At 57.3% G+C, this 18,304-nt stretch carries 17 protein-coding genes; 7 read left to right on the top strand and 10 right to left on the bottom strand.

What is annotated here, in order from left to right:
* Positions 1-60 precede the first annotated feature (60 nt).
* Together pdhA and AC0V6L_RS13770 are read left to right on the top strand one after the other, a co-directional pair.
* The gene (gene pdhA / locus AC0V6L_RS13775) at positions 61-1,131 is read left to right on the top strand and encodes a pyruvate dehydrogenase (acetyl-transferring) E1 component subunit alpha (protein ID WP_486154753.1); all 1,071 of its coding nucleotides are present in this window, start codon (positions 61-63) and stop codon (positions 1,129-1,131) included.
* A 3-nt stretch (positions 1,132-1,134) separates the two neighbouring features.
* Positions 1,135-2,532, top strand: a complete 1,398-nt coding sequence (locus AC0V6L_RS13770; RefSeq protein WP_486154752.1) for a pyruvate dehydrogenase complex E1 component subunit beta — start codon at positions 1,135-1,137, stop codon at positions 2,530-2,532.
* A 78-nt stretch (positions 2,533-2,610) separates the two neighbouring features.
* Here the strand turns inward: AC0V6L_RS13770 and AC0V6L_RS13765 are convergent, their stop codons facing one another.
* Genes AC0V6L_RS13765 through AC0V6L_RS13755 form a run of 3 tightly spaced genes read right to left on the bottom strand, consistent with a single transcriptional unit; the run spans position 2,611 to position 5,932 of the window.
* The gene (locus AC0V6L_RS13765; protein ID WP_486154751.1) at positions 2,611-3,303 is read right to left on the bottom strand and encodes a TadE/TadG family type IV pilus assembly protein; all 693 of its coding nucleotides are present in this window, start codon (positions 3,301-3,303) and stop codon (positions 2,611-2,613) included.
* Positions 3,300-3,911: a TadE/TadG family type IV pilus assembly protein gene (locus tag AC0V6L_RS13760; RefSeq protein ID WP_486154750.1), complete on the bottom strand. Its 612-nt coding sequence runs from the start codon at positions 3,909-3,911 to the stop codon at positions 3,300-3,302. The genes AC0V6L_RS13765 and AC0V6L_RS13760 overlap by 4 nt, the downstream gene beginning before the upstream one ends.
* The gene (locus AC0V6L_RS13755; RefSeq protein WP_486154749.1) at positions 3,911-5,932 is read right to left on the bottom strand and encodes a TadE/TadG family type IV pilus assembly protein; all 2,022 of its coding nucleotides are present in this window, start codon (positions 5,930-5,932) and stop codon (positions 3,911-3,913) included. Before AC0V6L_RS13755 ends, AC0V6L_RS13760 begins: the two co-directional genes overlap by 1 nt.
* Positions 5,933-6,146: 214 nt before the next feature.
* Here AC0V6L_RS13755 and AC0V6L_RS13750 point away from each other — a divergent pair, with 214 nt between their 5' ends.
* Positions 6,147-6,809 (top strand): hypothetical protein, encoded by a 663-nt coding sequence (locus AC0V6L_RS13750; RefSeq protein WP_486154748.1) that lies wholly within the window; start codon positions 6,147-6,149, stop codon positions 6,807-6,809.
* 60 nt (positions 6,810-6,869) lie between these two features.
* Positions 6,870-7,334, top strand: a complete 465-nt coding sequence (locus AC0V6L_RS13745) for an EF-hand domain-containing protein (RefSeq protein ID WP_486154747.1) — start codon at positions 6,870-6,872, stop codon at positions 7,332-7,334.
* Between the two features lie 21 nt (positions 7,335-7,355).
* Here the strand turns inward: AC0V6L_RS13745 and trmFO are convergent, their stop codons facing one another.
* The 3 genes from trmFO to gyrA all read right to left on the bottom strand — a co-directional run bounded on the left by trmFO (position 7,356) and on the right by gyrA (position 12,429).
* Complete coding sequence (gene trmFO, locus AC0V6L_RS13740; RefSeq protein ID WP_486154746.1) at positions 7,356-8,741, bottom strand: methylenetetrahydrofolate--tRNA-(uracil(54)-C(5))-methyltransferase (FADH(2)-oxidizing) TrmFO; 1,386 nt, start codon at positions 8,739-8,741, stop codon at positions 7,356-7,358.
* A 44-nt stretch (positions 8,742-8,785) separates the two neighbouring features.
* Complete coding sequence (locus AC0V6L_RS13735; protein ID WP_486154745.1) at positions 8,786-9,604, bottom strand: fatty acid desaturase family protein; 819 nt, start codon at positions 9,602-9,604, stop codon at positions 8,786-8,788.
* 137 nt (positions 9,605-9,741) lie between these two features.
* On the bottom strand, positions 9,742-12,429 hold the full coding sequence (gene gyrA / locus AC0V6L_RS13730; protein ID WP_486155151.1) for a DNA gyrase subunit A: 2,688 nt from the start codon (positions 12,427-12,429) through the stop codon (positions 9,742-9,744).
* 411 nt (positions 12,430-12,840) lie between these two features.
* On the opposite strand from gyrA, the gene AC0V6L_RS13725 reads away from it, so the two are divergent.
* A complete protein-coding gene (locus AC0V6L_RS13725; protein ID WP_486154744.1) occupies positions 12,841-14,196 on the top strand; it encodes a hypothetical protein in 1,356 nt (451 codons plus the stop codon).
* Positions 14,197-14,279: 83 nt separating this feature from the next.
* Here AC0V6L_RS13725 and AC0V6L_RS13720 read toward each other — a convergent pair whose 3' ends face one another.
* Together AC0V6L_RS13720 and AC0V6L_RS13715 are read right to left on the bottom strand one after the other, a co-directional pair.
* Positions 14,280-15,008 (bottom strand): NYN domain-containing protein, encoded by a 729-nt coding sequence (locus tag AC0V6L_RS13720; RefSeq protein ID WP_486154743.1) that lies wholly within the window; start codon positions 15,006-15,008, stop codon positions 14,280-14,282.
* Positions 15,009-15,056: 48 nt separating this feature from the next.
* Positions 15,057-15,698, bottom strand: coding sequence for a carbonic anhydrase (locus AC0V6L_RS13715; protein ID WP_486154742.1), 642 nt, complete (start codon positions 15,696-15,698; stop codon positions 15,057-15,059).
* A 144-nt stretch (positions 15,699-15,842) separates the two neighbouring features.
* On the opposite strand from AC0V6L_RS13715, the gene lipA reads away from it, so the two are divergent.
* Both lipA and AC0V6L_RS13705 read left to right on the top strand, forming a co-directional pair.
* Positions 15,843-16,793, top strand: coding sequence for a lipoyl synthase (lipA, locus tag AC0V6L_RS13710; RefSeq protein WP_486154741.1), 951 nt, complete (start codon positions 15,843-15,845; stop codon positions 16,791-16,793).
* Entirely contained in the window at positions 16,793-17,254 is a 462-nt protein-coding gene (locus tag AC0V6L_RS13705) for a type II toxin-antitoxin system RatA family toxin (RefSeq protein ID WP_486154740.1), read from the top strand. The genes lipA and AC0V6L_RS13705 overlap by 1 nt, the downstream gene beginning before the upstream one ends.
* Here the strand turns inward: AC0V6L_RS13705 and AC0V6L_RS13700 are convergent.
* Both AC0V6L_RS13700 and AC0V6L_RS13695 read right to left on the bottom strand, forming a co-directional pair.
* Positions 17,215-17,727, bottom strand: a complete 513-nt coding sequence (locus AC0V6L_RS13700; protein WP_486154739.1) for a CinA family protein — start codon at positions 17,725-17,727, stop codon at positions 17,215-17,217. The two genes, AC0V6L_RS13705 and AC0V6L_RS13700, sit on opposite strands and share 40 nt — an antisense overlap.
* 9 nt (positions 17,728-17,736) lie before the next feature.
* On the bottom strand, positions 17,737-18,285 hold the full coding sequence (locus tag AC0V6L_RS13695) for a hypothetical protein (RefSeq protein WP_486154738.1): 549 nt from the start codon (positions 18,283-18,285) through the stop codon (positions 17,737-17,739).
* Between the last annotated feature and the right edge of the window lie 19 nt (positions 18,286-18,304).

The following is an 18,304-nucleotide window of genomic DNA, read 5'->3' as shown; positions in this document are numbered from 1 at the left end:
TGAGAGCACCGCGCGATCTCCTCCCCCCACTGCGCGAATTTCAAGATAAAGGGATATCCTTTGGCAAAACAGCCTGACACATCCAAGCCATCCGCTCCGGCAGACGATCCGGATTTTGTGCTGCATTCGCTTCAGAACGATTTTGAAAAAGCCAAACGGTTCAACGCTACGAAAGAGCAGAAGCTTGAATTTTACGAGCAGATGCTGCTGATCCGCCGGTTTGAAGAAAAAGCAGGCCAGCTATACGGGCTCGGCCTGATTGGCGGTTTTTGCCACCTGTATATCGGGCAGGAAGCGGTCGCCATTGGCCTGCAATCTGCATTGGACGGCGACAAAGACAGCGTCATCACCGGATATCGCGATCACGGGCACATGCTGGCCTATGGCATTGATCCCAAGGTTATCATGGCCGAATTGACCGGCCGCGAAGCTGGCATTTCCAAAGGCAAAGGCGGCTCGATGCATATGTTCTCTACTGAGGACAAATTTTACGGCGGCCACGGCATTGTCGGCGCGCAGGTCGCGCTGGGCGGCGGATTGGCGCTGGCGCATCAATATAACGAGGATGGCGGGCTGTGCCTTGCTTATTTTGGCGATGGTGCGGCGAACCAGGGTCAGGTTTATGAAACCTTCAACATGGCGGCCTTGTGGAATTTGCCGATTGTGTTTGTGGTTGAGGACAACCAATACGCGATGGGCACTGCAAGCAAGCGGTCCTCTGCCGAAACCCGGTTTTACCGCCGCGGCACGGCGTTCCGCATTCCCGGCATGGAAGTGAACGGCATGGACGTTCTCGAAGTGCGCGCCGCAGCCGAGGTTGCTTTCAAGCATGTGCGTGAGGGTAAGGGCCCGGTCCTGATGGAGCTTAACACATACCGGTATCGCGGCCATTCCATGTCCGACCCGGCCAAATACCGCACCCGCGATGAAGTGCAGGAACAGCGCGATCAGCATGATCCGATTGAGGGTTTGAAAAAGACTTTAATCGAAGACGGCCATGACGAAGCGGACCTGAAGTCCATCGATAAGGCAATCCGTGCGCGCGTCGCCGAAGCGGCTGATTTTGCCGAAAGCTCGCCCGAGCCGGAGCCGTCCGAACTCTACACCGATGTCTTGGTGGAGGAGTATTGAGCCATGGGAATTGAACTGAAAATGCCCGCGCTTTCCCCCACTATGGAAGAAGGCACTTTGGCCAAATGGCTGAAATCCGAAGGCGACACGATTGCGCCGGGCGATATCATTGCTGAAATTGAGACGGACAAAGCCACGATGGAATTTGAAGCCATCGATGACGGCGTTCTGGGCAAAATCATGATCGCGGAAGGCACGGAAAACGTGGCCGTCGGCACTGTGATCGCCATGCTCGAAGGGGAAGGGGAGGAGGCTTCCACCTCAGAACCCGCGCCGGCCCCCGCGCCGGCCCCCGCGCCTGCCAAGCAAGACGCTGCACCCGGCGAAGGCAAAGATGTGGGACGCGAGGAACCTGGCGGTATCTCAGCGCCCAAGGCATCATCGCCAAAGGCCGATCCCGCCATTCCCGAAGGCACCCCGTTCACGTCCACATCGGTGCGTGAAGCTTTGCGCGACGGCATGGCCGAAGAAATGCGCCGCGACCCGCGCGTTTTCGTGATGGGTGAGGAAGTGGCCGAATATCAGGGTGCATATAAGGTCACTCAGGGTCTGCTTGATGAATTTGGACCCAAACGCGTGATCGACACGCCGATCACCGAATATGGCTTTGCCGGGATTGGTGCAGGGGCTGCCATGGGCGGCCTGCGTCCGATTGTGGAGTTCATGACGTTCAACTTTGCCATGCAGGCGATTGACCACATCATCAATTCAGCCGCCAAGACCAATTATATGTCGGGCGGTCAGATGCGGTGCCCGATCGTGTTTCGCGGGCCCAATGGCGCGGCCAGCCGTGTGGGCGCGCAGCATTCGCAGAACTATGGGCCGTGGTATGCAAGCGTTCCGGGCCTGATCGTTATCGCGCCCTATGACAGCGCGGATGCCAAAGGCCTTATGAAAGCGGCCATCCGCACCGAAGACCCGGTGGTCTTCCTTGAAAACGAGCTGGTTTACGGGCGCAGCTTTGATGTGCCTGATCTGGACGATCATGTCCTGCCCATCGGTAAAGCGCGGATCATGCGCGAAGGGGCTGACGTTACGATTGTCAGCTATTCCATCGGTGTTGGCATGGCGCTCGAAGCGGCAGAGGAGCTAGCGGGTGAGGGCATAAATGCCGAAGTCATCGATCTGCGCACTTTGCGCCCGCTCGACACGCAAACGGTGCTCACCAGCCTTGCCAAAACCAACCGTCTTATCGTTGCAGAGGAAGGCTGGCCGACATGCTCCATCGCCAGCGAGATTATCTCGGTTTGCATGGAGCAAGGGTTCGACGATCTCGACGCGCCAGTTTTGCGGGTGTGCAATGAGGATGTGCCGCTGCCTTATGCGGCCAATCTGGAAAAGCTTGCGCTGATTGACCCAAGCCGGATTGTCAGCGCAGCTAAAAAGGTCTGCTATTCATAAGCTGATCAGCGGACCGTGCGAAAAATGCGAGCGCGCAAAGGGGGGCAATGCGCGCTCGCAAGGCCTTGTTTGAAAGGCTTAGGTCGTGAAATTGGCGCAGCTAGCCACTGGCTCGGGCGGGTTTGTGTTGAACACCCCTGTCAGATCGCGATTGTTGCGCACGTTGAACGCCGCCGTGTAATCAATTTCGCGTCCATCAAGGAAATCGAACGGCGTCAGCGCTTCGTAAGTGTACGAGAGTTCCACAAACATCACAGCTGTGCCAGGCGCTGCCGTTATTTCTGATCCGGATTCGCCCATTCCAGGGAAGCTCGTTCCGGTCGCTCCATCACCTGCATCACCATAGGAAGACGTGTGGTTCTTTGCGCCTCGGCATCGCTGCCAGCGGATTTCCTGACCGCCGTCTGAGTTTTGCTGAAGGCTGGAAAGAATGATCCGCCCTTGCGCCATGATATCAATTCGCCCGCCGAGCTTTTCAGCGCCGATAAACACGTCATTGATATCATCTTCGAACAATTGCTGCTGAGCCAGCGCGCCCTGTTCGCCAGCGCGAGATGCACTATCGGCAACCTGCATCGCGACCTGGCTGATCTTCATATGCGTGACCACGTAATTGGCCGTTTCAGCACCCAACATACCCAGCGCAAGAATGATTGGCATGGTGTAGGCAAACTCAATCAGAGCAAGGCCCGAATTGTCTTTGGCCAAAGCCTTTGCATTGGTCGCGCTTGCGGCGAATTTTTTGCGCATTTTGGCGGCGAATGTGGTCATGAGCAATTCTCCACAAAGTCTCGCTGCTGTTGCTCATCATAAGGCTGGTTTCGCAGCACCGTGGATGCGGACAGTTCGACATCTTCAGGAAGGCCGATCAGTCCCGCCATCGGGAACAGCCGCGGATAGGTCACCACGGCAGTGTAAAGCACAGCATCACGCGCGCCGCCGATCCCTTCGGCACCGCGGTTTGGATCCCAGGTTCCGTTATCATTGGCATCGATAAACGGTTCGCCATCATTGCAAGTGCCATCGCCGTTTGTGTCGGTAAATTCTTCGGCTTCACCAATATCGCGAAAGTCAAAGTGTGACAATTTGCGAAGCTGAACGTCGGCAGTCGAAGGCGTAACCGCTTTCACCTGATCGATCACAGCCTGGTCGATTGAGCCTTCTTGGCTACCAGCCGATTCAAGCGTGAGGTTCCGGCCCGCTTTCTGCATCGCACCGTTCACCAAAGATGAGGTGTATTGCGTGTGCGCCATGTCAAAGATGCCCATGATCAGGACGCACAGGATCGGGGCCACCAACCCAAATTCGGTTAAGGTGGCTCCGCGTTGATCGCGGAGCCCCTGTTTGCCGAAGAGAGAGAGTGCATTCGGCACCCGCATCACGATGTAAGCCTCAAAGCTGCGATTTTCTGTGCGATTTCCTGAAATGCGCTGTTCAAGGCTTCTGCGTCGTTGGCAGAGTAAGAACGGCCAGGTGATGCACAATCGATGAGGTTCTGATCGAGCGGAGTGCCGAAAGCGACGGTCCAAACAGTGATGTTCTCGTTTCTTGCTGCCGCACAGGCCGCTTGGAAGCGAGCTGCGTGGCGGTTGAAGGCATCACTGCCATTGCCTGTTACTCGGCGGTCCCACCATTCAATACCGTAAGAACTGTATCCTTCCGTATTCATGACCAGTCGACCATCCGTCATAAAGACGATGTGGCGGGCAATGGCATCACCGTTAGGCGCTGCTGCGTTGTCACCGGCAAAGATGCCCTGCGGTGACAGGAAGCGCGCACCCCAAATCATACCGACATCGTGATAGGTAAACCCATTCGGGTTCAGACTGTTCACATAGGTCTGCAAATCCCCCCGAGTGATATCAGTCAGGCGGAAAGCGGCTTGCGGACAGGCATAGGCATTGGGACGTCGCTCATTGCCGGTTTGGTACAGCCAATCTGTGGTGTTACCGCTGCCGTTTTCTCGCCGCCAGACAGCATCGCGCAAAACAGGTTTCCAGCGTTGCACCTCTGTTGTCGGGATCAAGTTAATGTTGAGATCGTGCGCGTTGGCAGGCACCGGACTAAAGGTGTCTGTGGCAACAGTTTGCGCCTCTTCAACACAGCCATCCCATGTCAAAGTACTCATCGCACCTTGCTCGCCAACTGGCATGTCGATCCGGTTGTCATCATAGAGTGTCGACAGGTTCACCTGGCTCCAGCTGGGCCGTTCGTCGATATTTTCATCGCCGTCACGGTTGTTGTCCGGTGGAGTGGATAGATCAACCGGACGATAGACATAGCGATCGAATTCGATCACTTCCTCTACGGTCGTGATGTTCTCACGAGTTTCGCGCAGATCCCACAAGGCATCGCCTTTGCCGTTATAAACGTTGTAGCCAACTTCGCAGGTGCGGCTTGCTCCGCCACGATTGCGGTTAAATTTGGCATAGCCGCGGTAAACAAGGAAATCCTCGTTGGTGTCGTTATACCGTGTCCGCCGGATATTGCCTTCGGTGCGGCGCCATTGGAAACCGTAAGGCCCCAGTTCATCGACGAACTCGTTATAATCGGACGGTTTGCGCCGGCGGCAATTGTTGTTGCCAATATTGCTGAAGGTATCGGTTACGTCTGTACGGACTAAATCATCTCGGCGTTGCAACCTCAGGCGGACGATTGTGGCCGATTCAAACTCCCAATCACCGGGATTATCGACAGCCACTCTTTCCTTGGTAAACTCGGCAACGCGCGATTGATATGTGTGCGTGTTGGCCATGAATTGTGTCGGGATGGAGCCGCCAACATTGGCAAGCTGCGAATAGGGCACCACGCCGTAGCGCACTTGCGCGCTGTTCGATGTCGCGGTTTCCACTGTGTCATAGAAATTCATCACGGCCGTGCGCAGCGCGGTCATGCGCGTGCCAGAACCCATGGTGGAACCCATCGAGCCGGTTGTATCCAACACAAACATGATGTCGGTGTTGGAAATGTTGATGTCAGCCGTGCAGCTAACCGTCAAATCAAACTCTTCATATCCGAAAATGCCCATCAGGCTGGTTGGCAGATCGCCCGTTGCGGTGCCTGTTACTGTGCCGTCCTGATCGGCGGAATAGGCGCGCTGAAGATTGGCGAGGCCGAACGTGCCTTCGGGATAGTTCTGGTCGAAGAAATTCTCACCGACTTGGCGATGCTCGGATGTGAAATCATCCGTCACCATGGCGCGGCGCGCGGCCAGTGCCCCTGCATCGCACGCTGCCTGAAGCCGCGCGGATGTCATGTAATACCGCGAGGAATCCACAGCGCCGCCGACCATACCGATCAGCGGGATCAGCGAAGCAGCGGCAATCACAATCGTGTTGGCCGAGGTGTCATTCAGCAGTGTGCGCAGAAAGGTGCTGCGATGTGTCGGTTGCGTGCCCATTGGCTGCGTTCCTTGTGCGTTGTCCCCCTGGGGGAACGGGACGGAGTTATAATTACGTCAGCAAGGCTTAGCGCTGCCGGGTAACCGCATTCCGAACGGCCTTGGTTAAGAAAGTATGAAAGCTGTATCAGGTTGTTAAATCGGTCTGTGTTTTGGTGAATTAGGCCAGAAAGCTTGACAAACCCTTGCAATCCCAAGCTACGCGTTGTCCCGCGTGTCCGAGATCCCATCAGAATCCTTGCCCGATGAAGCGGCGCTGGCTGCGGCCCATACCGGGCAAACCCTTCGCGGCACGTTAAGGACGTTGCTGGAACTGGACGCACGGCTCGCCCGATTGGTGGCGGGCACAAGCGAGCCGATGCTGGGCCAGATGAGGCTTGCATGGTGGCGCGATATGCTGGGCAGCGCGCCCGATAGCTGGCCGCAGGGCGATGCGGTTCTGGATGCGATAAAGGTGCATTGGCAGGGCAGGGCAGGCGATCTTGTGCCTTTGGTGGATGGGTGGGAGCATCTCTTGGCCGAGCCGCCCTTGCGCGAAAAAGACGCGGCAGCCTTTGCCAGTGGGCGGTGCGACGCCATGCTGGCGGCTGTCTCGATCGATGCCTCCCACAGCTCCTATGCGTTCGCGCGGGTCGCCGCATGGCATTGGGCTTTGGCAGACCTCGCGGCGAAAGTGTCGCTGGAAGAGGAGCGTGAATTGCTGGTCACGCTGGCATTGGAGAAAGATCGACCGCAGGGGCGATTGCCCCGGAATGCGCGCGGATTGGCAGTGCTGGGCGCTTTGGGCCACCGTGCGTTGGTGCGCGGAGGCCGGCCTCTGATGGAGGGGCGCGGCGCATCGATTGTTGCCATGCGAGCGGCGATTACAGGACGTTAATCGCAGCGCTCCGCCAATAGCCGCTATTGTGCCGCATTGACCGCATGAAAAGGGGCCGGGATGCGTCAGGCTATATTGGGATTGTTTGCAGGATTGGTGATCGCCAGCGTCGGCGTTTACTGGTGGCAGGGCCGCGCTCAGGTAGAGCAAAACGCCCCTGCGCCGCCCGAACCCGAAGAAGAAGCGCCCCCGCCAGAAGAATTGCCCGAAGTTGATCCGGGCGAAATGACAGGCCCCGCGCCGCCCACCGCCAGCGAGCTGACGCGCGAGGAGCGCCGGTTCTTTCGCTATGATCGCAACCGCGACCGCGAGATCACGCGCAATGAAATGCTTTCCACCCGCTCCGATGCGTTTCGCAAACTCGATGTGGACGGCAACAATCTGCTGACATTTGAGGAATGGGCCAAAACCACCTCAGACCGGTTCGCAAAGGCCGATGGCAATGGCAATGGCAAGCTGACCCCGGCTGAATTTGCCACAACTGCACCAAAGAAAAAGCCCAAGAAACCCGCGTGCCGCTGTTAATGGCTTATGCGAGCACGGGGTTTATGCGAGCACAGGCGTTTTAGACCCTGCGATCCAGCTCGCCAGATCAGCTTTGGCGCGGTCTGTATAGGCCTGTTTGCGCTGCTTCTTCTTCACTTCGTGCAGCGGCGGGAACAGTCCGAAATTGACATTCATCGGTTGAAAGGTCGCTTTATCCGCATCGCCGGTGATATGGCTTAGCAAGGCGCCCATGGCTGTTGTCGGGGGAAGCGGTTCCCAATCTCTGCCCGCCAATTCCGCCGCTGCCATCATGCCAGCAACCAGCCCAATCGCTGCGCTTTCGACATAGCCCTCGCATCCCGTTACCTGGCCAGCAAAGCGGATATGCGGCGCGGCTTTTAAGCGCAATTGCCGGTCCAGCACTTCGGGAGAATTGAGGAACGTGTTGCGATGCAATCCGCCAAGCCGGGCAAATTCAGCATTCTCCAGCCCCGGAATGGTGCGGAACAATTCGACCTGCGCGCCATATTTCAGCTTGGTCTGGAACCCCACCATGTTCCACAAAGTGCCAAGCTTGTTATCCTGCCGCAGCTGCACGACGGCATAGGGCCAGGTGCCTTCGGGGTGTTCTTCTGTCGCGGCATAGGGATTGTCCAATCCGACACCTTTCATCGGTCCATAACGCAGGGTTTCCACCCCGCGTGACGCCATGACTTCAATCGGCATGCACCCATCGAAATAGGGCGTATCCTTTTCCCACTCTTTGAAATCGCTTTTCTCGCCATCAATCAGCCCTGCATGAAATGCGAGATATTGCTCTTTTGTCATCGGGCAATTGATGTAATCGCCATCTTCGTTGGAAGCCTCGGTGGTCTTGTTCCAGCGCGACTGGATCCAGCATTTGGACATATCGATGCTGTCGCGGTGAACGATGGGCGCAATGGCATCGAAAAAAGCGAGCCGTTCTTCGCCCGTTGCGCTTACAATGCTGCGGGCGAGGCTGGCAGCAGTTAGCGGCCCGGTGGACACAATGGTCAATCCGGATGAGGGCAGAGCATCGACCCGCTCGCGCACAATTTCGATATTGGGATGGCTAGTCAGGGCTTTTTGAACCTCGGCGGAAAACACATCGCGGTCCACCGCCATGGCGCTGCCAGCAGGCACGCGCGCCACTTCGCCTGCGCGCATGACGATGCTGTCCAGGCTGCGCATCTCATGGTGCAGCAGGCCCACTGCATTGCTTTCGTCATTGTCAGAGCGAAAACTGTTCGAACACACCAGTTCCGCCAGACCATCGGTCTGATGCGCAGGCGTCATCTCGCCGCCGCTTTCCGCCGGCGCGCCGCGCATTTCAGACAGTTTCACCCGGACACCGCGCTGGGCGAGCTGCCAGGCTGCTTCTGATCCGGCCAAACCGCCGCCTATTATGTGAACATCTGTTGCCATGCAGCGCCATGTAGGCGGGCGGCGCGCAACCTGCAATCCGCGCGTTACGCGCCCAGAACAGGCCGCACCGCTTTCGCAAGGGCGGGTTCCTCGCGCTCAAGCCTGCGGGCAAGTTCGGGCAGATGGCGCACAGGGACAGCGGGGAAGAGGTGATGCTCCAAATGGAAGAACATATTATAGCTCACCGCATTCACCATCCGCCCGCGCTGGCTGCGCGCGACCAAGGCGCTTTCGCTGCAACCGCGATGAGTGATCCACACCGCGAACAGGGCGGTAAAGCATTGTGCGGCCAGCATCATCAGCCAGTGCCAGATGATAAATGTAAGGCCGAACCCAAAGGCAAGCAGAGGCATCACCAGATTAAGCGCAAGATCAATCATAACGCGCCGCCGCCACGCAGGCCCGCCTTCGCTGAGCGCTGCAATGTGGCATTCGAACGGGAATAAAGGCCCATAAAGCAACACTTGCCACAGGCTCATCTGGCCGGCTTTGCCCTCAAGGTCTTGATCGGTGTTTATGTGCTGATGATGGCGCAAATGGTTGAACGCGACCGAATTGTTGCTGCCCAGCATGACCACGCTGAGAGCATGCAGAACGAGCCGGTGCCCCCGAGCGCCAAAGCCCAGATTGTGATGGATCGCCTCGTGGTTGAGCCTGAGAGCGGTGAGGAAGAACATAAATTCAGCCGCCATGGCCAGCGGCCAATATCCCCAATGAAACAGGGCAAGACCAAGGATCAGCCAAGGGACAGGGTGCAGACATTCACGCAGCCCGTCGCGCGCGCGCATTTGGGTCAAATCGCGCCATTTGACGCGCCGAACAGCGCGTTTCAGGCGGGCGGGATCAAGCTCAATGTCATGCATGACGCACTCCCTTTATGTCGCAGGGAGAGATAGCATTTTGATGCCTGACAGGTGAGTGCAATCGGGACTATAAATGATGCGTTTGGCGCAACACCTTGGGGAAAAGGGCCCCTATGGCCGCGCCAAATGCATCATTCTTAGCTGTCGGTGTTTGACGTGTCCGATGCGCCATCAGCCGTTGTTCCGGCTTCAGTGTTTTCCTCGCCTTCTGCCGCTTCGCATTCCGCTGCGTCTTCTTCAGGCTCTTCGATCTTCACCGCGCTGACGATTTGTTCGTTCTTGCCCACCGTGAACAGACGCACCCCGGCCGTGTTCCTGCCCATCACGCGCAGGCTATCAAGGCCGATGCGGATGAGTTTCGCCTGATCGGTCACCAGCATCAATTGCTCACCTGAACTCACGGTAAAGCTAGCCACAACCGGGCCATTGCGCGCAATGTTATCGATATTGGTGATACCCATGCCGCCGCGCCCTGCGCGCCGATATTCGTATGAGCTTGATACCTTGCCATAACCATTGGCGCACACGGTGAGGATAAACTCCTCTTCGCCTGCCATGCGTTCGTGATCCTCGGATAGCGGCGGGGCATCCTCATCCGCTTTCCACGGGGCGACTTTCAGATAGGTGTCGCGTTCTTCCGGTGTGGCCGACCCGCCTGCAAGGATAGAAAGCGAGACAACTTCGTCGCCTTCTTCCTTGAATTTCATACCTCTTACGCCGGTTGATGTCCGCGATGTGAACTCGCGCACATCCTCGCCAGCAAACCGGATTGCTTTGCCCATGCGCGTGGCTAGCAGCACATCGTCGCCTTCCTCAAGCAGAGCAACCCCGATGAGCTTGTCTTCGCTTTCACCATCGAATTTCATCGCGAATTTCCCGTTGGAGGGGATATTCGTGAAGCTATCCATCGAATTGCGCCGCACGCTGCCTTTGGCGGTGGCGAACACCACGGACAGTGCAGACCATTCCGCCTCGTCCTCAGGCAGAGGCAGAACCGTTCGAATTGTCTCCCCATCATCAAGCGATGGGAGCATATTCACAATCGGCCGCCCGCGCGTGGCAGGCCCGCCTTCGGGCAATTTCCACACTTTGAGCCGGTAAACCTTGCCCGCGGTTGAGAAGAACAGCACCGGCGTGTGCGTCGATGTGACGAACATCTCAGCGATGGCATCTTCGTCCTTGGTGGACATGCCCGCACGCCCCTTGCCGCCGCGATTTTGCGCGCGGAAGGTGGAGAGCGGGGTGCGTTTGATATATCCGTCATGGGTGACGGTGACGACCATTTCTTCGCGCTCGATCAGGTCTTCATCTTCAAGACCATCCCATGCAGGCGCAATTTCAGAGACGCGCGGGGTTGCGTAAGTGGCGCGGATTTCCTCCAGCTCTTCGCGCATCACCCCGTACAATTTGACGCGGTCCGCCAGAATTGAGAGCAATTCTTCGATTTGGGTCGCAAGCTCTTTTAATTCATCGCCAATTTCATCGCGGCCCAGCGCGGTCAGGCGGTGCAGTCTTAGTTCCAGAATGGCGCGCACTTGCCGTTCGGACAGGGTGTAAGTGCCGCCTTCCTGATCTGCGCTGGGCTCAATCGCTTCGACCAGTTGGATATATTGCGCGATATCGCCAATCGGCCATTCCTTGGCGAGCAGCCTTTCGCGCGCAGTCGCTGGATTGGGCGCGCCGCGAATGATCGCGACCACTTCATCAAGGTTAGAGACCGCAACCACCAGACCCAGCAAGATATGCGCGCGTTCGCGGGCCTTGTTGAGCTCAAATTTGGTGCGCCGGGTGATGACCTCTTCGCGGAACTGGATGAACGCCTGAATGAAATCGCGCAGCATCAGCGTTTCGGGCCGGCCCCCGCGAATGGCGAGCATATTGGCCGGGAAACCCGATTGCGCCGGAGTGTGCCGCCAGATCTGGTTCAGCACCACTTCGGCCGTGGCATCACGTTTCAGATCAACAACAACCCGCACGCCTTCGCGGGAGCTTTCATCGCGGATGTCGGAAACACCCTCAATCCGCTTTTCCTTGGCCGCCTCAGCGATCTTCTCAACCAGATTGGACTTGCCAACCTGATAGGGAATGGACGTGAATACAATGGTTTCGCGGTCGCCAGAGCGTGTTTCAATCTCATGACGGCAGCGCATCAGAATTGACCCGCGCCCGGTTGTGTATGCCGATTTCGCCCCGCTGGACCCTAGGATCAGCGGCGCTGTCGGGAAATCAGGGCCGGGGATGTATTCGATCAATTCCTCTGATGTGATCGCCGGATTGTCCATGAAGGCAAGGCAGCCATCAATCACTTCGCCCAGATTGTGCGGCGGCACATTGGTGGCCATCCCAACCGCAATCCCGCCTGCGCCATTGACAAGCAGGTTGGGGAAGCGCGCTGGCAGAACCGTCGGTTCTTTTTCAGTCCCGTCGTAATTGTCCTGAAAATTGACCGTATCCTTGTCGATATCGGTCAGCAGCGCTTCGGCCACTTTGGCAAGGCGGCTTTCGGTGTACCGCATCGCCGCTGGCGGATCGGGGTCCATCGAACCGAAATTGCCCTGACCATCGATCAGCGGCACGCGCAAAGACCAATGCTGCGTCATCCGAGCAAGCGCATCGTAAATCGCGCTGTCACCATGGGGGTGGTATGAACCCATCACTTCACCGACAATCTTGGCCGATTTGCGGTATGGCTTGGTGGAAGTGTAGCCGCCCACTTGCGCGGCATACAAAATCCGGCGGTGCACCGGTTTCAATCCGTCGCGCACATCGGGCAAAGCGCGGCTGACAATCACGCTCATCGCGTAATCGAGATAGCTCGTCTTCATCTCATCGACGATGTCGATGCGTTCGAAATCTCCCGGTACTGCGGGCAGGGCGGGGTCGATGGTGTCGCTATCGCTCAAAAGAGGGGCCGTTTCTGATCAAATTGGTTCAATTTATCGTCAAAATGAAGGTAGGCCCAATGCACGGATATTACCACCGCGTGACAGGAACGAAGTTGGAACACACAGCCGTTTTCCACAAGTGCCCGTGCGTTTCGTTCAATTGGCTCAGCTGCGCGCGGCAAAGGGCCAATGGCTAACCATTTTTTCACCATTCAAAGGCCGTTCAGCCCAGTTCGCCTACAAGGAATTGCAAATGACGGAATGCACGTCCAAATGTGCTTTCGAAAATTGATTCCAGCCTGCCGCCAAAGACGCAGGCATCGTAACAATCCTTAAGGAGGACACACCAGGATGACCATCACCACACCGCGCCTTTCGCCCGCGAAAAAGCCGTTTTCAGGCATCGCATTGGCGATTGCGCTTGCCACTGGAACAGCTGTCGTTGCGACTGCTGTTATGCCCGCAGAGGCGCATGCACAGCGCAAGAAAAAGAAGAAGAAAGAGGGCAAGCCTGACTACACCGAGGCATTTGTCGCAGCCTTTCAGCCTGTGGATGAAGCGCTTAAGGTCGAGGGCGCTGATGCCGCCGCGCTTAAGCCGCAAGTTATGGCGCTTGTGCCTCTCGCCGCGACGCCGGATGACAAGAACGCGCTTGGCGGGATGATGTTCAACGCCGGTATCGGTGCGAAAGATCAGGCCATGCAATTGCAGGGCATGGAATTGATGCTCGCAAGCGGCAAGGTCGCAATTGACCGGCTGCCGCGCTTTAACTTTATCGCCTATCAATTGGCCAATGCGCAGCAGGATTTCGGCAAAGCCCGCAATTATCTGCAGCAGGCTATCAACATGAATTACTCATCAGAAACGGTGAGCGCTGCTGATATGCAAATCTTGATGGCGGAAAACTTCTTTTCGTCAGAGCAGAACGTGGAAGGTCTCGCCTTTCTCGATAGCGCGATCAAAGACCGCAAAAATCAGGGCGTAGAAGTGCCAGACAACTGGTATCGCCGCGGTATCCAAATCTCGTACAACAACGAGATCACGCCGCAAGTCTATGACTTTGTGCTCGGTTGGATCGCTGACTATCCAAGCCCGACCAACTGGAAAGATGCCGTCAATGTGACGCGCAATCTGAATGAATTCCAAAACCAGGAATTGCTCGATCTTTTCCGTCTGAGCCGCAAGGTTGACGCTTTGAAAGACGCAGCTGACTACGACTATTATGTCGAAGCTGCCGATGCGCGCCGCCTTCCCAAAGAGGTGAAAGATGTGATCGAGGCGGGTTATGCATCGGGCGATGTGTCGCGCGACAATTCGTATCTGTCAGAATCGCTTGAAACCGCCACGGCGCGGATCGCCGCTGACCGGGCTGATCTGCCCGCTCTGGAAGCCGATGCACGCAAAGGTTCAGCCCAGCTGCGCACTGTAACGGCGGCCGCCAGCGCTTTGCTCAGCTATGGCGAATACGCGAAAGCGGCAGAGCTTTACACCAAAGCGCTGGGCATGCCCGGCGTTGATGCAGGCGAAGCGATGACGCGGCTTGGCATTGCGCAGGCTGGCCTTGGCGATTTTGCCGCAGCCCGCGAAACTTTTGCCAAGGTCGAAGGATCACGCGCTCCGATTGCGCGGCTGTGGATTGCCTATGCTGATGAGCAAAGCCCGGAAGCGCCGCAAACCCAAAGCTTGCAAGAGCTGACCGGCGGCTAAGCCTTCGTTCGATTTGAACACAAAAAAAGGCGCTGCGACCTGATGGTTGCAGCGCCTTTTTCTTTGCCTGAAAGCGCGCCGCATTACCGCAGGCGTTTGACGTAAATCTGATTGCCCGCGCGCCGATCAAGAGTGAAATTGGGCAGGCTTTCGAAGAGGTCGCTGAGGCTTTTGAAACCGTAATTGCGCACATCAAAGCTCGACCTATTGCCTGCGATCTGGCCGACCTGTTGCAGCCGGGCAAAGCCTTTCTCATCGCGCTTTGCCTCGGAATAGGCCGCGGTAATCAGCTCCAGCAGATCCTCATCCAGCACTTCGCCTTTGGTTTTCGGCGCCGACTTGTCAGAGCCTTGGCGATCTTCCGCATAGCTGCCGATCAATTTCTTGATGTCGATAAACCGGGTGCACACCGATTTGAACGCGTCAGGCGTTTTGCTTTCGCCAAATCCGTAAACAAGGATGCCGTCCTGCCGCAGCCGGGTGACAAGCGGGGTGAAATCGCTGTCCGATGTCATCAGGCCAAAGCCATCAACTTTGCCTTGATACAGCAGATCAATCGCATCAATCGTCATCGCCATATCGGTGGCGTTCTTGCCTTTCGACACGTCGAATTGCTGCTGCGGGCGGATGCCGAATTTGTTGGTGATCTTGTCCCAGCGCGACAAATTGTCTTTGGCAAAATTACCATAGGCGCGGCGGATGTTCACCTGCCCCAGCTCCGCCATCACAGTGAGGACGGGGTCGATGCCGTCAGGCGTGGTGTTGTCCGCATCAATCAGCAGAGCGATATTTTTCAGTTCAGTGTCTGGCATTGTCTGGCACGGGCCTTTTGCGCGTTAGAGTGCGGGCGGTCTTGGCAATCAGTCTTCGGGCAGAAATTCGCCCGTTTCTTCATCGAGCGAATAGAGCACACCTTCGCGGATGGAAAAGTGTGCGCCGCGCAGTTTAAGCGCGCCGCTGGCTTCTTTGTCGGCGAGCCAAGGGAAAGTGCGCAAATTAGCAAGGCTTTGGCGGATGGCTGCAAATTCCATGGCGAGCTCCGCCTTGCGCCCCTCGGTTCCGTGTTTGCGCGCCACCGGTTCGCGCGCCTCATCGAGCAATTTGATCCAGCCCGCGACAAATCCGCCATCGCCTGGTCCGTGCCCAGCAAGGCTTTGATCAAGCGCGGCCTTGCATCCGCCGCATCGCCCATGCCCCATGACAAGCACCTGAGCGACTTCGAGAACTTGCACCGCATATTCGACCGCTGCGGACACACCGTGCTTGCCCGGTGTGGTTTCGTATGGCGGGACTAGCGCTGCGACATTGCGCACAACGAATATCTCGCCGGGATCAACGTCAAAAATCTGCGCGGGATCAACCCGGCTGTCCGAACAGCCGATAACCAGCATTTTGGGATGCTGTCCCTCCGCAATGGTGTGGTCAAAACGCTCGCGCTGGCGCGGATAGGTGTCCTCGCGAAATCGGCGATAACCTTTCAGCAATTCGGCATATTCTGGCATGTGCGTATCCCTCTTGGCATACGCGATAAGCATATGCGGGGGCAGGGGGGCAAGAGGGGCGATGCGCTTGCCCGCAGCTTACTTACTCATTTTGCAAGGGCGTGCACGCTTGCAGCGCCCGCTTGTGCCGCCTAGATGACCTCTATGAACGACCTTGCGAATACGCCCAAGCCTGCGCAAACAGGCGAAGACCGTCCCAAACGTCAGCGCAAACCGGATTGGATCCGCGTTCGCGCTCCGGTGAGCGAGGGGTATCATGAAACGCGCCGTTTGATGCGCGATCTCAATCTCAACACTGTCTGCGAAGAGGCCGCATGTCCCAATATCGGGGAATGCTGGACCAAAAAGCACGCGACCGTCATGATCCTTGGCGATGTGTGCACGCGGGCATGCGCGTTCTGCAATGTCAAAACGGGGATGCCGCGCGCAGTGGATCCGATGGAGCCTGAAAACACCGCGATTGCAGCGGCAAAGATGGGCCTCCAGCACATTGTCATCACCAGCGTTGACCGCGATGATCTGCCCGATGGCGGCGCGTCGCAATTTGTGAAAGTGATTGAGGCGCTGCGGCGCAACACGCCGGATACGACAATTGAAATTCTCACTCCCGATTTCCGCGGCAAAATGCGCCCCGCAGTCGAGGCGATCTGCGCTGCTGGCCCGGACGTTTACAACCACAATCTGGAAACCGTTCCTCGGCTTTACCCCACGATCCGGCCGGGCGCGCGCTATTACGCCTCGCTGCGATTGCTGGAGGAAGTGAAAGCGCACAACCCGCTGATTTTCACCAAATCGGGCATCATGCTGGGACTGGGCGAACAGCGCTTAGAAGTGCATCAGGTGATGGATGATATGCGCAGCGCCGAGGTCGATTTCATCACAATGGGCCAATATCTCCAGCCCACGCCCAAACATGCAAATGTCGAGGAATTCGTGACGCCCAAAGCGTTTGACGCCTTCGGTTCCATCGCGCGGGCAAAAGGGTTCTTGCAGGTCGCCTCAAGTCCGCTCACCCGGTCGAGCTATCATGCGGGGGACGATTTTGCCGTCATGCGCGCGGCGCGCGAGGCGAAGTTGGCCAAAGCGAACGCGTAATGCCCGGCATCCGCGAAACCCGTCAACTGCCCTACAGCGCTCAGCAGATGTTCGATCTGGTTGCGGATGTGGGGCGGTACAGCCAGTTTTTGCCCTGGGTCATCGCCACGCGCGTGCGCTCCAATTCCGACACCGAAATGGTCGCTGATATGGTTGTGGGTTTCAAAGGCCTGCGCGAGAGCTTTGCCTCACGCGTGGCCAAGGACCGGCCCAATGAAATCGCGGTGCACTATGTCGACGGACCGCTGAGCGATCTTGATAATGTGTGGAAGTTTCGCGAGCTTGGCCCCAATGATTGCGAGATCGAATTCACCGTCGATTTTACATTCAAAAACCGCATTTTTGAACGCCTAGCAGGCCAGTATTTCGACCGCGCTTTCCGCAAAATGGTCGCCGCATTTGAAAGCCGCGCTTTTGAGCTTTACGGCAGCAGCAATTCGAGCGCACAGACCGTCGCCTGATGGCGAATTTTCGCCCGGCCACCCGGCCCATCGCCGCCATCGAAATGCTTTAATTCGCCTTCGGGTTCGCCATCCTGATTGCGAAACGCCCGCGCGAAGACGACGGTGCCCACAGGCTTAAGCTGTGTGCCGCCGCCGGGGCCTGCAACCCCGCTGATCGCGACAGCAACATCGGCGCCCGATCGTTCAAGCGCGCCGGTTGCCATGGCCCACACGCACGCGATGGAAACCGCGCCAAAGGTTTCGATGATATCGCTGCTGACCCCGAGCATCTCCATCTTGGCTTCGTTTGAATAGGTCACAAAACCGCGATCAAGCACGGCCGAGGAACCCGCAATTTCAGTGAGCGCGCCGGCGACAAGCCCGCCCGTGCAGCTTTCAGCGGTGGCAACCATACGGCCAGCCTTTTGGTTTTCGGCATTGACGCGGGCCGCCAACTCGGTGATGTCGGCGGGGAGAAGCAGAGAGGTCATAAAGGGGTCCTAGGCCGGGCAGATCTGCGGGTCTTTAACGCCGCTCATCTCAAAGATGAATGTGACAAGGGCTGAGGTGTTTTCCGCAGGCAGCGGGGCAAGCAATGTGAGGCCGCGTTCAATATCGCTGCACGTATCAGGCTTGATTTCTGAAGCAATCATTTGCTGCACGAATCCGTCGAAAAACGGGCGCACTTGATCTGCGGGCATTTGATCGATGAGTTCGAGCATTCCTGCACCGGCCTCGTCGCCTTGCTCTGCGCGCTCAGCGGCTCTGGTGGCCATCATCTGTTTGCCGAGCCGGTAAGCGCCCGGCCATGCCGCATCCTGTTTTGCGCGGAAGCGATTGGCGAAATCGCCGCCTTTGGTCTTCATAAATCCATCGGCGGCGTATTTTGCATCGCAGCTTTGCATCGCTGCATCAAAGGCAAGCGGTACGGCATAGGTCACCATATCGGTAACGTCCTGGGGCGCGACGCAATTTTGCTGCGCCTGTGCGGTTTGCGCGCTGGCCAATGCGGCCAAAGCAAGCGGTAAGGCGACAAGGGGAGAATTCATATTCGGTGTTTCCTTGATA

This window comes from Erythrobacter sp. JB1-15 (assembly GCF_057365035.1).
Note: the sequence above shows the minus strand (reverse complement) of the source record. Positions and strands in the feature narration are given on the sequence as shown.